11 protein-coding genes are annotated in these 16,037 nt (G+C 36.8%); 2 read left to right on the top strand and 9 right to left on the bottom strand.

Going from position 1 to position 16,037, the window contains the following annotated elements; all coding sequences use genetic code 11:
• Positions 1 to 3,422, top strand: a 3,422-nt coding sequence (locus ABN763_RS07920; protein ID WP_410484907.1) for an Ig-like domain-containing protein, incomplete at its 5' end; no start/stop codon positions are given.
• Positions 3,423 to 3,523: 101 nt separating this feature from the next.
• Here ABN763_RS07920 and ABN763_RS07915 read toward each other — a convergent pair.
• From ABN763_RS07915 to ABN763_RS07900, 4 genes are all read right to left on the bottom strand, one after another.
• Complete coding sequence (locus ABN763_RS07915; protein WP_410484906.1) at positions 3,524 to 4,876, bottom strand: DUF5458 family protein; 1,353 nt, start codon at positions 4,874 to 4,876, stop codon at positions 3,524 to 3,526.
• Between the two features lie 13 nt (positions 4,877 to 4,889).
• A complete protein-coding gene (locus ABN763_RS07910) occupies positions 4,890 to 5,336 on the bottom strand; it encodes a hypothetical protein (RefSeq protein ID WP_410484905.1) in 447 nt (148 codons plus the stop codon).
• Between the two features lie 113 nt (positions 5,337 to 5,449).
• The gene (locus ABN763_RS07905; RefSeq protein WP_410484904.1) at positions 5,450 to 7,918 is read right to left on the bottom strand and encodes an ATP-dependent Clp protease ATP-binding subunit; all 2,469 of its coding nucleotides are present in this window, start codon (positions 7,916 to 7,918) and stop codon (positions 5,450 to 5,452) included.
• 95 nt (positions 7,919 to 8,013) lie between these two features.
• Entirely contained in the window at positions 8,014 to 9,543 is a 1,530-nt protein-coding gene (locus tag ABN763_RS07900) for a GH3 auxin-responsive promoter family protein (protein ID WP_410484903.1), read from the bottom strand.
• 42 nt (positions 9,544 to 9,585) lie between these two features.
• Here ABN763_RS07900 and ABN763_RS07895 point away from each other — a divergent pair, with 42 nt between their 5' ends.
• Positions 9,586 to 10,380, top strand: coding sequence for a DUF2797 domain-containing protein (locus ABN763_RS07895; protein WP_410484902.1), 795 nt, complete (start codon positions 9,586 to 9,588; stop codon positions 10,378 to 10,380).
• On the opposite strand, the gene ABN763_RS07890 is transcribed toward ABN763_RS07895, so the two are convergent.
• From ABN763_RS07890 to ABN763_RS07870, 5 genes are all read right to left on the bottom strand, one after another.
• A complete protein-coding gene (locus ABN763_RS07890) occupies positions 10,377 to 10,997 on the bottom strand; it encodes a LysE family transporter (protein WP_410484901.1) in 621 nt (206 codons plus the stop codon). The two genes, ABN763_RS07895 and ABN763_RS07890, sit on opposite strands and share 4 nt — an antisense overlap.
• An 88-nt stretch (positions 10,998 to 11,085) precedes the next feature.
• Positions 11,086 to 13,803, bottom strand: a complete 2,718-nt coding sequence (locus ABN763_RS07885) for an AsmA-like C-terminal region-containing protein (RefSeq protein ID WP_410484900.1) — start codon at positions 13,801 to 13,803, stop codon at positions 11,086 to 11,088.
• A 197-nt stretch (positions 13,804 to 14,000) separates the two neighbouring features.
• On the bottom strand, positions 14,001 to 14,705 hold the full coding sequence (locus ABN763_RS07880; RefSeq protein ID WP_410484899.1) for a queuosine precursor transporter: 705 nt from the start codon (positions 14,703 to 14,705) through the stop codon (positions 14,001 to 14,003).
• A gap of 33 nt (positions 14,706 to 14,738) precedes the next feature.
• Positions 14,739 to 15,251 (bottom strand): gamma carbonic anhydrase family protein, encoded by a 513-nt coding sequence (locus ABN763_RS07875; RefSeq protein WP_410484898.1) that lies wholly within the window; start codon positions 15,249 to 15,251, stop codon positions 14,739 to 14,741.
• A gap of 53 nt (positions 15,252 to 15,304) precedes the next feature.
• Positions 15,305 to 16,036, bottom strand: a complete 732-nt coding sequence (locus tag ABN763_RS07870; protein ID WP_410484897.1) for a LytR/AlgR family response regulator transcription factor — start codon at positions 16,034 to 16,036, stop codon at positions 15,305 to 15,307.
• Between the last annotated feature and the right edge of the window lies 1 nt (position 16,037).

Below are 16,037 nucleotides of genomic sequence, written 5' to 3'. Positions count from 1 at the left end.
TCAGTATTGATCCTAACTCCTTTGGAGATCCAAACAATCCAAATCCAGGAAGCTATACATTCACCTACACCCTAACAGATGCTGAAACTAAATCTAGAAATGTAACTGTTAATCAAAATCCGATTGCTGCAATTCAAGTGGATGATAGAACCTATTTTACTGGTGAGGATATTACATTGAATGCCCTGGATAACAACCCTAACGGATCATCTGAAATCAAAGCATATTCTTGGGTAGTCAGCAACGGAGTTACATCAAATTTAGCTGCCTTAACAACTTCATTTGATACCCCTGGAGATTATGATGTCTCATTGCGAATTACTTATACCAATTCAAGTTGTTTTGATGAAACATCTATTACCGTATCGGTAGAGCAAGCAAACAGACCACCAACAGCACAAAATGTCACCATAAGTTTTGATCAAAATTCTACTAACAACACCATTGATCTTAATACTCGAATCGATGACCCTGATGGGGACCCATTAACAACCACCATTGCCACTGCTCCTGTTCAAGGAAGCGCTTCGATCAATAATAATGTAATCACTTACACTCCTAACAACGGCTATATAGGCGATGACCTTATTGAATATGAGGTTAGTGATGGGGTTAATCCAGCTGTAAGTGCAGTAATATCAATCTCTATTGATGATGTCAACTTCCCGCCTACTGCTCAAAATACCTCAATTAGTGTAGATGAAAATTCTGCAGATAATATCATTGATGTTAGTAGCTTAATCAACGATGATGATGGAGATCCATTAACCTTATCTATTGCTGTTAATTCAACCAATGGGGTATCAACAGTATCAGGCGCTACTACAATATTGTATTCACCCGATACAGACTATACTGGACCAGATTCTATTACCTATCAAGTTAGTGATGGGGTTAATCCTCCAGTACAAGGAGTCATTACCATTTCAGTAGATAATGTGAATATGCCACCAATAGCCAATAACTTTACGGTAGATGTGGATGAAAACTCAACAAATAACCCAATCAATTTAGTGCCAAATATCACTGAACCGGACGGAGATCCCTACACCACTGCAATTGTTACAGCGCCTTCTAACGGTACAGCGAGTATTAATAACAATATCATTACATATACACCAAATGCTAATTATGATGGTCCCGATACTATCGTTTACTCAGTCAATGATAGTAATAACCCGGCAGTTAATGGTACTATTTCAATAACGGTAAATAATGTAAATCAACCACCGGTAGCACAAAATGATGATCTTTCCATCACTGAAGGAAATAGTTTTGGCATCAGTATATTTATGGATAATGGAAATGGTGCTGATACCGATCCAGATGGTGATGTGTTTACCGTCGATCAAGTGAATACAAGTGCAGCATTAGTTGGCACCAATACTCCTGGAAACAATGGAGGAGTGTTTAATATCAGCGCAGCAGGGAACCTAACATTTAATACCAACGGAGATTTTGAAGCATTAAATAATGGTCAAACTGCTACCACTCAAGTCACATACCGAATTAATGATGGTAATGGAGGTACAGATACCGCAACTATTATTGTTACAGTGGATGGAGTTGATCCGGCTAACCAAGCTCCCGTAGCACAAAATGACAACTTCTCAGTAGCTGAAAACGCTTCAACACTGAACAGAAACTTGTTTAACGATAACGGAAATGGAGTAGATACTGATCCTAATGGAGATCCCTTTACCGTTGATCGTGTAAATAATCTTGGAACCAATATCGATCAGCAAGTGTTTGGTACAAATGGTGGAATTTTCGTTATATCAGCAAACGGAAATATGAGTTTTAATCCAAATGGAGAATTTGATAGCCTTAATGATGGTGAAACGCAAAATACAAGCGTTACCTACAGAATCAATGATGGAACAGATTTTAGTAATAACGCTACCGTTACTATTACAATTAATGGGGTAAACTCCACTAATAACCCACCCGTAGCGAATGCAGGACCAGATCAACCCGCGGCGCCTTCAACATTGCCGAGTTTCACCTTGAACGGATCCGGTAGTACAGATGATGGCACCATTGTTTCATATTTATGGACGCAAATAGGAGGACCTTCTGTTACAATTACGAATCCTAACAGTAACATTACTACAGTAACTGGCTATGCGCCAAGCACCACATATACGTTTGAATTGACGGTTACTGATGATGGCTCACCTGCTTTATCCGACACCGATACCGTAATTGTGACTACTCAAGCACTACCAAACACTCCCCCGATCGCAAATGCGGGGCCAGATCAACCTGCAGTTTCATCTGGGGCACTTAACTTTACTTTGAATGGTACTGGTAGTAGCGATGACGGAACAATAGTCTCTTACTTATGGGAACTTGTAGGTGCTGGATCAGTAACAATCACAAATCCTAATAGCGCAACTACCACTGTAACCGGATTTACACCAGGTGAATCTTATACCTTTCAGTTAACCGTTACCGATGATGGATCACCAGCACTTTCTGATACGGACACTGTGACCGTTACAATAGAAAATTTACCTAATAATGCTCCTTTAGCAAATGCAGGTCCCGATCAACCAAATATTTCTTCTGCTGCAACTTCTTTTACCCTTAACGGTACTTCCAGTACTGATGATGGAACTATAGTAAGCTACTTATGGGAATTAGTGAGTCCGGGTTCCGTAACTATATCCAACCCAAATAATGCCACTACCACCGTTACAGGATTTTCGCTTGGGACTTCCTATACTTTTCAATTAACTGTAACCGATAATGGTTCTCCTGCTTTAACAGATACAGATACAGTTATAATCACAATAGATCCAAACCAAGACCCAACCGCTGGCATTAGAATTGTGTCAAGAACAGGAGATTTCGCCCCCGAGACAATAACTTTTTCAGGAGATACATCGACAGACCCTGAAAATCAATCACTAACATATTCTTGGGATTTTGGTGATGGCAGTCCAACCGAAACAGGTGAACAAGTTACACATGTGTTTACAGATGTTCGTTCGTATACCATTACTTTAACCATAAATGATGGTAACGGTGGTATTGATACTACAACTCGAACAATCAGTGTTGCTGTCGGTGTTTATAATAGCAGTACAGGGTTATTAAGGTCCGCTCCGGGAAGAAGAATATTTATATATATGAATGCTGGCGGTGGTGGCAGTACAGGAGGCAATGGGAATTTAACTGCCTGGCAAAATTCCAATGGAACTGGCTTTTTAGGAAATGGATCCTTAAGCTGGTCAGGTTCAGGTAGTGATACAGATCGTTTTGACTTCATAATGCCGAGCAATGGACAAGCTTTTTTTCAAGGGCAATTAACCGCTCCCAGCGGAGGTGGAAGTTACCAAATTGTTGAAAGCGCAACCTCAACTACCCTCTATATAACTATTGCAAGTGGCCCAACCGGATTTACAATACCTAATTAATCCATACAATATATAACAAGTACTTTTTTAAAACAGCAAATAAAAAGCGATCACAAATTGTGATCGCTTTTGCATATATACTATTTTATATTTACAACTAGCTACTGCTGCTCATATTCCGCATCCCATTCGTTGCCATCGTCTCCTTTTTGACCATCCATTTTGATCATAAAGTTTTTGGCTGGGAAATATGGCTTCATATGTATATCTAAAAAGATTCTATCTTTTTGTGTCGGATCTTGCTCGAAACGCTTAATTGAGAAATCTTCAATTAACTTATCAGGACCTGTAATTCCGTCAAGGAATTTTACAATCTGTCCCATCAGCTCTTTCCGCGTTCTTGCATTGAAATTTTCAAAAGCACGACGGTTCAAGAAATCCATCAAAACCTTTGTCACATAATCAAATACGCGAACTACAGAATATGTTTGCAAGCCTAAATTATCACCATTAAAAAGTGTTTTGGCTGAAAACGCCATTACCTTTCCATACTCATTTACCATTGGAACCAATCCTAACTTCTCCAGATGGGCAATCTCACTTTTCTTCAGGTCGAAACGAACACCATCCACCTCATTCATACCACCGAACTTTTTACCAGCGGTTACCTGAGACATAAGGGTTTTATATATTTTACCAGCAAGCGCTCCCGATGGTGGTACAAATAAATCTTCATCTTCACCAACCTCATCGTGCTTACCACGACCGACAAGCCAGTTACAAGCCATAATAACGTTAGAACGGAACTTATCGCCGCCTGTAAGATTGGCAAGCTCAAACATTTCCATTACATCATCCGGTTCATCTAAGTGTTCAAAATCGGTTACCATCATCACCTTGTTCTCATGGGCTATCTTTGCCCATTTTTCGACTACTTTGTTGCTTCCTAAATATCCCGGAACAACCAATAAACTATAGTTATCACGCAGATCTAAACGATCATACCCACTTTTCAATTCTTCTGCAATCGCATCAATAAAACGAGTATTATCAAGATCCTTAAGTTGATCTAACTCTGCATTAACAATATTGATATTTTTGACTTTGTCCGATTCTGTATTTTTATAAAACAAGGCAACAGAACGATAGGATTGCTCCATTTCACGAGTCTGTTCTAAGGCAGCACCTAGATTTTTCTCCAAAGACTTATGAGCCTGCGCAGATCGCTTTTCAGATTCATCAACCATCTTAGAAATATCATCAGACGAGCTCAGGACATCTGCCCAGATTTGCAGTGTTTTTTCAAGTTTGCTACGTTCAGCTTTTTTTGAAGATTCTGTTAAGAAAATCTTCTTACGAGCTTTTCGATCAGGGTTCATATTCTGAACATCATCGATAGCTGCTTCGAGTAAGTCAAAGCCACCATATTTCGCCAGCTTTTCTTCACTCTCTTTCAGCTTTTCAGCTGGGTTTTTTATATTTACTTTTGAAGTACTTTTTCTTCCTAATGCCATTGTTAGTAATTATTTAGCCTTTCTGAAGCTCAGCTATAAGTGAATAAATTGAATCTAAAAGTGCCTGCTTCGCTTCGGGGTCCTCTAGTGCAGACTTCAAGATCTTGTTTGATCTTAACTGCTTAACAACCTTAAGGTACTGTTCTTTTTCAGTGTCAAGCGCGTTTAGATAATCACTTTGATTAATAATTCCATTCTTACCAAAGTCCCCTAGATTGCTGAACTTTAATGATTCTTTGCTCTCAACTCCTTCTCCATCTTCAAACTCAACTTCAATTTCTGGCTTATAGTGTTCAAAAACCGCTTCCACAGAATTCAATCCAGATACAATTTCAGGCTTAAGGGGTTGATCTTGGGTTAATTTTTGAACCAATAAGGTTTTGTTCTGGCTAATATCTAAAATAGCTTCGCCAGCATCCGTTTTAACCTCGGTTCCACCTAATCCGTAAGTGTCGCTCATATTAAAAAATTAACAATTTGATTTAAAGATAGTAAATTTTCTTGCAGATACTCAAATTTAATTGATGCCACGGGCGTTTCACCCATATCAAGCATCTGACATATCTTTTTTGTTCAAGATATTTTCCAAGTGATTTCGTCCTTTTTATAGTCCAGCATCACCGTATTTCCTTTACCTATTTCACCGGTAATCAACTTTCTAGATAGAGGCGAACGCAAATCAGTCCTGATAACCGCACGTAAAGGCCGAGCTCCATATTTTGGTGTAAAGCCCTTTAATGCCAAATGCTGCTTGACCGCATCCGAAAGTTCCAAATTAATTTCTTGTTTTGCCAGGGCCTTATGTAAATCTTTCATTTGAATCTCAAAGATTTTGACCACATTCGTCTCAGTAATCGGTGAAAACGGAACGATCTCGGTCAATCGCCCTAAAAACTCCGGTCTGAAATGCGCTCCCATGATCTCTAACAAATCTGATGATTTCGGAATGACTCCATCCCCAAAAGACTTCACTACATGATCACTTCCAATATTTGATGTAAACAAGATAACGGCATTTGAAAAATCTCCTGTTTTGCCCAGCCTATCATGTAGTTTTCCTTCGTCTAAAATTTGAAGAAAAATATCGAAAACAGATGGATGTGCCTTCTCAATCTCATCAAATAACACAATACTATAAGGCTTCTGACGAATTTTATTTACCAGTAGTCCACCCTCTTCATAACCAACATATCCAGGAGGCGCACCATATAATAATGCTGCCGAATGCTCTTCCTTAAATTCAGACATGTCAAAACGAATTATCGCTTCTTCTGTTTGAAATAAAAACTCAGCTAACGATTTTGCTAACTCCGTTTTACCAGTACCTGTTGGGCCTGTAAAAAAGAAAGAGCCTATAGGGAGTCCGGGCTTACTTAAGCCTGAACGGGATTCTAAAACCGACTGCGATATAACACTCACCGCATGATCTTGACCAATCACTCGCTTTTGTAAATGGTCCTCCATCGTAAGTAAACGTTCTTTCTCATCTGCCTGCAATTTACCAATTGGAATCCCTGTTTTATTTGCTATGGTAGCCGAAATGTCATTTTTATCAATCGCTTCTTTAGTTTTCGAAGAAGTATCAGTAAACTTTTTTAATATTGATGTTAATACTTCGATCCCTTCTTCTACTTTTTCAAATTGATGTACCTGATCTCCTTCGGAAAGCTCGGTAAATAAGAGATAACTAAATTTACTGTCTAGATTATCTGCCAGCCATTGTACTTCTTTTAAAGTAGATTCAGTATCATCATTTTTCTTTATCGCGCCTATTTCATCAAGCACACTTTTTACCCGATCTGCAGTGGTTTCAAACATATACCTTGCAGCACTCATGGTTCTATCAATCAAATCGATAGCAGAATCCGGTAAACTTCTATCTTTATTATACCGTTTCGAAAGACGAATTGCTTCGGCAATGGTCTCATCATCTATTGATAGTTTATGATGATCTTCATACTTACTTACGGTATTTGATATCATTTGCAATGCATCTTCCTCTGATGGTTCAGAAAGCGAAACATTCTCAAATCGCCTAGCCAGTCCTTCATCGCTCTCAATATGTTTTCTAAATGAATCATTGGTGGCAGTTGCAATAAATGTAATATCTCCCTTTACCAGTTCGGCCTTTAAAATATTAACCAAACCTTGATTTCCGTTATCTTTTTCCGTTAAGTTATTTACCTCATCAATTAATAAAATAGGTTTTTCAAATTCTTTTAAGGCAGCTATTATCTTTTTAAACCGGTCCTCTACCTCACTTTTGTAACTAGCACCAGCCATTAAACTAATTAAGTCTAACTCATACACCTGAGCATTTTTAAGAAGATCTGGTACAGCACCGTTGATAATTGAGTTTACAAAACCGTCTAACAACACGGTCTTACCAACACCTGGCTCTCCTGTAATTAATACATTCGGTTTTGATCTACGTCCTAATATCTCTGTAATAGTCTTGATAGAAGCATCTCGTCCAAAAACAAATTCTAACTCGTTGTTTTTGGACGCAAGCGTCTTATCAATGCAGTATTCATCTAAAACAGAAGCATCCCTATTTCCAGGCTTAGGTACACTTTTTACATGCGATTTTTTCGTTGATGTTTCCTTACTTAAAGTAGTCGTTTTTAAAAAATCATCGGCTTTTACTGGAAGCGTTTTTAACTGCTCATAACTAAAACCAACTCCAGGAGTGCATAGTGCTACGAGTACGCATACAGGACTTATTTCATCATCTCCTAACTTTAACCTCACATTATCCGCCTCATTAAAAACAGCTTCGATACTCGTATCTCCTGCAATTTTATCGGGTACACTCACCACCCTAGGCAACGATTCAATACGAACATCAGCCCATTCTTCCATATAATAAATATCAACATCCGCATTGCTTATGGTATTTCTTAGATCGACATCCTTATGTACCATGGCCTTGAGCAAATGCGCAGCATTATATTGACTGTTGTAATGCTCACGAGCATACTCTTGAGCAATATGAATGGCATTATTAGTTAAGGAACTAACAGAATAGTCTAGTACTTGCATTGAATTGTTGATTTGTGGAGAACACTAAATAAAGAAAAAAAATACCCTAAACATAGATTACGGTCATTTTTTTTGCTTATCAACAAAATAAGCTGTTAATAGGTATTAGCAGGGGTATTTAATTCGATTAATTCCTCAATATAATTTCTGCTATTGCTAAGTCTGGGAATTTTGTGCTGCCCCCCTAGCTTATCTTTTGATTTTAACCAATCATAAAATAAATGCCGGCGTGCAATGTGCACTTTTGGTTCATTGAGCGTAATATTGTTTGCTCGTTTTGCTTCGTAATCAGAATTCAGTTCTTTCAATGCATTATCAAAAAGTTGGGAAAACTGATCGACATCATTTGGTGGTGTTTTAAACTCGATCATCCATTCATGTGCTCCCTTTTCACGACCTATCATAAAAACAGGCGCGGCCGTGTAATCAACAATTTCACTATGTGTCTCTCGACACACCTTTTTTAGTGCCTGCTCTGCATTTTCTATTATTAGTTCTTCACCAAAGGCATTAATGTGGTGCTTGGTACGGCCTGTAATCTTAATACGATACGGATTTATGCTGGTAAATCGAACGGTATCTCCAATTTTATAACGCCACAAACCTGCATTGGTGGTGATGACTACTGCATAATTCACTCCAGTTACAACTTGGCTTAATGGAATCGCTTTTTGTCTGCTTGTATTATAGGTATTCATGGGAATAAACTCATAGAAAATTCCATAATCAAGCATTAATAAAAGTTCATCACTATGATTTTGATCTTGAATGGCAAAAAATCCTTCCGAAGCATTGTAAATTTCATAGTAGTTAAAATCCGGTCTTGGCAGCAGCTTTCCATATTGATCATGGTAGGGATCAAAACTCACTCCTCCGTGAAAATATACCTCTAGGTTGGGCCAAACTTCAAAAACATTTGTCTTTTGAGTAGTTTCAAGTACGTTGTTTAACAGCACTAACATCCAAGAGGGAACTCCGGCTAAACTTGTTACATTTTCTTTAATTGTTTCGTCAACAATAGCCTGCATTTTCACTTCCCAATCACTCATCAGTGACACACGATTACTAGGTGTACTACTAAACTCAGCCCAAAGGGGCATGTTATCGATTAGTATTGCGGAAAGGTCCCCGAAAATGGTGCCATTTTCTTCGTAAAGTTCCTTACTACCACCTAGTCTAAGTCCTTTACCGGTAAACAGTTGTGAATTTTCGTTGTTATTTAGATATAAGCATAACAAATCCTTACTGGCTGCATAGTGGCAATCTTCTAAAGATTCGTTAGTTACGGGAATGAACTTGCTTTTTGCGTTGGTGGTACCGCTTGATTTTGCAAACCAGCGTGTTTGTGTTGGCCATAAAATGTTGTTTTCTCCTCTCCGAACACGTTCTATTAAATCAGCATGGCCTTCGTAATTTGAGATAGGAACCCGCTCTGCAAACATTCGATAGTTTTTAATAGAACTAAAATCGTACTGCTCTCCTATCTCCGTATTTTTAGCGGTTTTAAGCAAATCCTGAAGTAATTCAACTTGCACTTCATTTGGGTATTTTAAAAAAAGTTCGATCTGATGAAACCGCTTTTTCAAAAACCATGAAGCAATTGAATTTACTAAGGGTATTGCCATTATTGTGCTATCTTTATCGTATAAAAATAACAAAATCTTTTTATGCTTTTTCAAGGTGTTCTTACCAAAATGAAGTCGGAGTTTTCTGAGCCTATTCAGTATTTTTTAAATCTAGAAAACGACTTTATCAATCTAAATCAACTACTTAATAAAAAAATAGGTTTATCATTTGTAAAATATCAATGTCTTAATTGCGGAAATGACCGTGAAATTTATAGACAAGGGTTTTGTAAAAGTTGCTTTTTTGAAGTACCGCAGGCGGCTGATTGGATCATGAAACCCGAATTGAGTACCGCGCATTTAGATAAAGAAGATCGAGATTTAGAGTATGAAAAGAGAATGCAATTGCAACCTCATATTGTGTATTTAGCAAATTCAAGCAATATCAAAGTTGGTGTTACTAGAAAAAGCCAGGTCCCAACCCGATGGATCGATCAAGGTGCCCATGAGGCCATAGAAATTGTAGAGGTCCCTAATCGCTATCTTGCCGGAGTTACCGAGGTTGCCCTAAAAGAACATATTTCGGACAAAACCAATTGGCGTAAAATGTTAACCAATAATGCAGTTGATGAAGATTTGAAAAAGTATCGGTCTGAATTATCTCAGTTTATCCCTGAAGAAACCAAGCAGTATTTCATTGATGAAAACGAAGAAACTCATCTGCATTTTCCGGTAGAACAGTATCCTGATAAGGTGAAAAGCCTCAGCTTAAAAAAAACTCCTGAATATAGCGGGGTTTTAAAGGGTATTAAAGGCCAATATCTTATCTTCGAAGACAGCACAGTATTCAATATTAGGGCCAATGAAGGTCTGGTCGTTGATATTTCTGTAGGTTAAAAAAATAACAACTTGCTTAGCTGTAAAATTCCAATTACCACTAATAGAGCTCCTATAAATCTGTTCATTGCACTTGCAATATCCTGCACCTTATTTTTAATTAGTAAACTAGCCTTGCTATAACCATAAAGTGTGCCTATTTTGCCGACATACACCCCTGTCAGAAATAATAACAATACAGAAAAAGGGGTCGTCATATTTAATGAAATGGCATTCATATTAATATAGCTCAAGGCCAGCATCCAATATACTAGGACAGGCGGATTGAAAACACCGAGTACGAATCCGTTTATAATCTTTTTTCTCGTACTAGCATTGTTAGAAGAAGTGGATTGTTTTTTGAAAAACAACAAAATCCCAGCGATCAATAATACCACTACAATTACATATTGAATCCATCCATAGACCTCAACAATATGCATAATGGTCATACTATAATGTAAGGCGAATAAGGTTAATATAATTTCTCCCACCCCTGCAGACATAGCAATTTTCATTGCAGAATTTGCATTTTGCTTTATGGTGGTGTTAATGACCGACAAGTTAACCGTGCCCAAAGGAATCGCTCCTAATGTAGTTGCCCCAAAACCGACAAGAAAATATAATAGCCAATTCATGAAACCTTAGTTGAGAAACTAAAAAGAACATTACAAATACTTTGTAATTTTAACAGGTACTCAACTAGATATATCGACGAATCTTGTCCTAATTGACGGTGTCTTTTTTCTTCTTTTTCTTTTTAAAAAGACTTCCCAGAATATTAGTAGCAGCATCCTTTACCGGGTCTTTTTTAGAAACGGAATTAGACTTCGTTTTGGTACTATCTTTAGTATTCCCACCTAAAATACCGCTTACCACATCTTTTACAACATTGGTGGCGTTATTCGCAGTTTTAGTACTATCCGATTTTTTTGTATTTCCTACAACAAGGTCATGGAGCAGGTCTTTACCTTTATTTTTTAATTTCTCCTTTTGAATATCAACCAGTTGTTTGGTTAAATTGCCAACAGCGTTTTTAAGATCTGTTTTCACCTGCGGACTTGTAAAATTACCTGTCAAACTAGCAACAACCGGGATGGTAAGCTCATTAGTTTCCGGATCGTTCAATTGATTTAGTAACTTGTTTACTTCGCCACCTAAGTACTTTGCCGGCACGTTAAGCGTCACATTATAATCAATACTTTTATCAAAACCATGTGCGCCCGCCACCTGTATGTCAATGTCTTTATACTTAAAATCAAAAGGTGATACTGCCACTTTACCTTTGTCAAAAACCAATTTGGTACTAATATCTTTAAGATTAAGCTTGTCTTTTTCTAAAAATTTCAGATTGGAAGTTAATGAGGATAACAAGGGAGATTGTTCGACCTTTACTTTTTGAGTTAGAAGCTCTGCTAAAGCTGTACCACTTACTGATGATATCTTAGGCGAAAAATCATTATTTAACTTTCCGCTCAAATTCAAATTAGAATTTAGTTTTCCTGTCACCACTTTTGCAATAGGAGCCAGTTTTTCGAGAATTTCCATACCGGCAAATGATTTACCAATATCAAAGTTTTCAATACCTAATTGCATATTATAAAGAGGGACTTGTTCTCCTGTAGCGACCTCACCTTTTAAAACAAAATTACCGTCGAAAAGTTTTGACTTCACTTCTTTAAAAATGGCTTTTTCATCTTTAAGTTGAACCAAGCCTTCGACATTTCTAAGATTTAAATTGTCGTATACTACTGTATTTGCACTTGCTTGCAATTGTACATCTAGAAATTCTGGAATCTTTAAATGCTCTTCAGTTGAAGTTTCCGTATTTTCATTTGAGTTTTTTGACTCACTACCCTCAGCAGATTCTTCAGCAACCATGAAATCACTCACCACGAACTTATTAGATCTTAATTTAAAATCTCCTTTTAGCTTTTTATCACTGAATAAATAACCATATAAATTTTCAATTTTCCCGTTTGCTTTAATATCGCTACTCCCTGAAGTGGCATCGAAATTTGCTAGTTCGTAATCAGCATCTTTAAAATTAATAGTCGCTTCATTAATGGTTATTGGGTTTACTACATCATCAGATGAATATTCTACATTATTGACGACCGCAACTCCTTTACTTTTTATGCGTTGGTAAGCTCCTTTTTCTATAGCATCCATATCAAAACTCGTAGAAAGATCAGCGGTTACGCTACCCTTCAGCTCATTATTTTTTGGCATAGGATAGGCCTGTGCTATTTTTTCTAAATCGATCTTACCTTTTAAACTCGCAACGATAATGGGATTACCAAGTAACTGTTTTATGGTTGCTTTTGAGGTAAAACGATCAGCGTCTATAGAGAAATCAAGTGCTCCAATTTTAATATAAGTATCAACTAATTTTCCCGTTTCGTTTTTAACAGCTGCATCAATATTGATATTTTTCACAGTTTTGGGCAAGTCAGCATATTTAAACGATGCATTGGCAGATCGCATGGAAATATCCATTTTAGGAATAGTATTTTCATTAGACACCCCTCGTATCTCCCCCATCAACTTAAAATCGCCTCGCGTACTTATGCCTTCAATATTTTTAGCGTACTCCTTCGGAATTAGCGCGAAAAAATTCTTAAATTCTGATTCTGGTGTAGAAAATTTAATATCAATTTCTTGTCCGTTTTCATTAACGTCAACATAACCATCAAACTTTAATGGCAGCTGATTTATTTTCATTTCGTTTTCTAGAAAACTGTATGTGTTATTTTTAAGATCTAGACCGATAATCGCATCAAGATCAATCTCATTATTATTAAGATATTGGGTTTCATCCAGACCAAAGGAGGCAGTGGCGGTGGTCTTCGTATCTAATTTCGATTCATTTTCAGAAAAACTACCCTTACCGCTATGATTAAAATCAATAAGATCTAGGCTAATATGGCTTGGTATATCGTAATAATGTATCCGACTATTAGTAATCTCATAATTTTCAATATCAAAAACAAAAGCTTCAGCTGAACCTTCTGTCTGCTCTAATGATGATCTTGTTTCGTTCTTTTTTGCAATATCGTAGTTAGCATTGCCTAAACTATCTACTTTAATATTTACAAATGCCCTATCAATATGAAGTGTGTTGACTTTTATTTGAGATGATGCATCCTTAAATAGTTGCATAACACCCATATCAATAGCAATATTTTTAGCTGCGATCAAGGTGTCTCCCTTAAACGGTTCAAAATTAGTGAGTGCTACATCTTCTAAAGATAAAGAGGCATTAGGGAAGCTGCTCAACAAACTCAAATCGGCATCGACAAAACTTAATTCAGCATTTAAATTTTTGTTGATATTATTTTTAACAGCATTCAAAATTTTGTCTTCAAATGCAATGGGAATAATAATAAGAGCTGCAAGAATAATAACAAATAGAATACCGAGTATCTTTAATACTTTTTTCATGAGTTCATTTTTAATAAGCTACCATTAAGAATAGACTGACAAAAAAAGTCATCATATTAATATGTACTAGCCTAATTGATATACGATTTGGATACATTTAGTAGATATACGTTAAAGTTACGTATTTAAGCCTTTGCTTCTTGCTAGATAACAATACTTGACATTTTTTTAACCCTACTAGTAGATTGCGAGTATATTTAACTAATATCAATCTCCTCGCCTCGTTTCAATTTGAAGCGTTGTTTAAAAATATAAACCCCTAAATATAGTAATGGGGTATCAAGTGCTGCTATCATAATTTTAAAAATGACTCCGCTGATTAAGAGACCCAAAAACTTATCCCACGCGATAATATTAAAACTACATAGCAATAATAAAACCGTACCCGTATCAATTATTTGAGAGGTAAAAGTTGAAAAGTTATTTCGTAGCCATAAGTGCTTGCCATCTGTCATTTTTTTCCAAAAATGATATACATGAATATCTACATATTGCGCAAACAAATAGGCCATCATACTTGCAAAAACAGCTAGTACGGTATTCCCAAAAACGGTATTAAACATTGCATCACTAACACCTGACCAACTTGTTGCTGGTACAGCAGCTGAAACATAAACAATTAGTAATGAAAAAAAAGAAGCAAAAATACCTGCAGTAACCACTCTATTTGCATTTTTCTTGCCATAGATTTCAGAAATTAGATCAGTTATTAAGAAGGTAATAGGGTACGGCAATAAGCCCACAGATATCTCGAATAACTTGGTATCAAAAATGGTGATATCAACTGGATACCAATAAAAAAATTTTTGAAAAATGAGATTGGAAACTACTAAAGAGGTAATGAATAGTGCGGCAAGATATAAATAGATATTTTGCGCCAGCTTCTTATCTTTTGCGAGCATACATTAAAATTGAACGGTAAAGATAGGACAAACTTATTCCTTAAACCAACCTGAATACTTTACATAATTGTTTGCAATACGATCAATTTGGTCAGCTATTAGTTCTTGAGAGATATCTTTTACCTTTTTTGCGGGTACACCGGCATAGATGCAACCTGACTCAACAACCGTATGTTGCGTTACTACAGCTCCTGCCGCAATAATAGAATTACTATGCACTATGCAGCCATCCATGACAATTGCCCCCATTCCGATAAGAACGTTGTCATGAATAGTACAACCATGTACTATAGCATTATGCCCTATTGAAACGTTGTTGCCAATGGTTGTCGGGAATTTTTGATAAGTACAGTGGATAACAGCCCCATCTTGCACATTTACCTTATTACCCATCTTTATAAAATGCACATCGCCACGTACTACCGCATTGAACCAAAAACTACAATTGTCTCCTGAACTAACCTCTCCTAAAATGGCAGCGTTTTCTGCTATAAAGTTGTTTTTTCCTAATTGAGGTGATTTACCGTTTACTGGTTTTACGATCATTTTGCTAATTTTTTTAGTTAAGTCTCGACTGTGCTCGACCAAACAATTAATTTCTATTTAAAATGAGATAACAAAGCCGCTTTTCTACTTGCCGATACCATAATCTCTTTACCAGTGTTAAGCACAACGCTACCGCCCTTCCCCTTTCTATACTTAGCAATGGCATTGATATTGACCAGGTATGATTTGTGTACCCGGGCGAACGGAAAATCAGATAGCGAATCTTCAAAATACTTAAGTGTTTTACTTACCACCTTTTTTTTATTCCCGATGTAGATTTCTGTATAATTATCATCTGCTTTACAATATAAAATGTCGGCAATCTCTACTACCTCAAATCCATCTTGCTGCGGTATGGTGATTTTACCATTAATATGATTTAAAACCGGAGTAAGTACGCGTTCTTGTAATTCATTTTCCTTGGTTTTAATGGCAGTCACATGATCTACCGCTTTAATCAATTCATCAATTGATATTGGTTTAAGCAAGTAATAAGAAGCGTGACTATTTAGCGCATCAATGGCATAATGATCGTAGGCGGTAACAAATACCGTTTCAAAATTATGATGTCCCACTTTTTCAAGTAAATCAAATGCATTGCCATAAGGCATTTCAACATCCAGAAATAACAAATCAGGCTCCTGCTTTTTTATAAGGGCAAGAGCATCAGTAATATTGGATGCTTCTGCCATTACGGTTACATTAGGACAGTATTTTTTGAGATAATTTTTTAAAATCTCTCTACTAGTTTCTTCATCTTCAACAATAATCGCCTGTAACTCCATT

This window comes from Spongiivirga sp. MCCC 1A20706 (genome assembly GCF_046524175.1).
In the GTDB taxonomy this organism is placed as follows: domain Bacteria; phylum Bacteroidota; class Bacteroidia; order Flavobacteriales; family Flavobacteriaceae; genus Spongiivirga.
The sequence above is the reverse complement of the archived record's forward strand: the minus strand, read 5'-3'. Positions and strand labels throughout refer to the sequence as shown.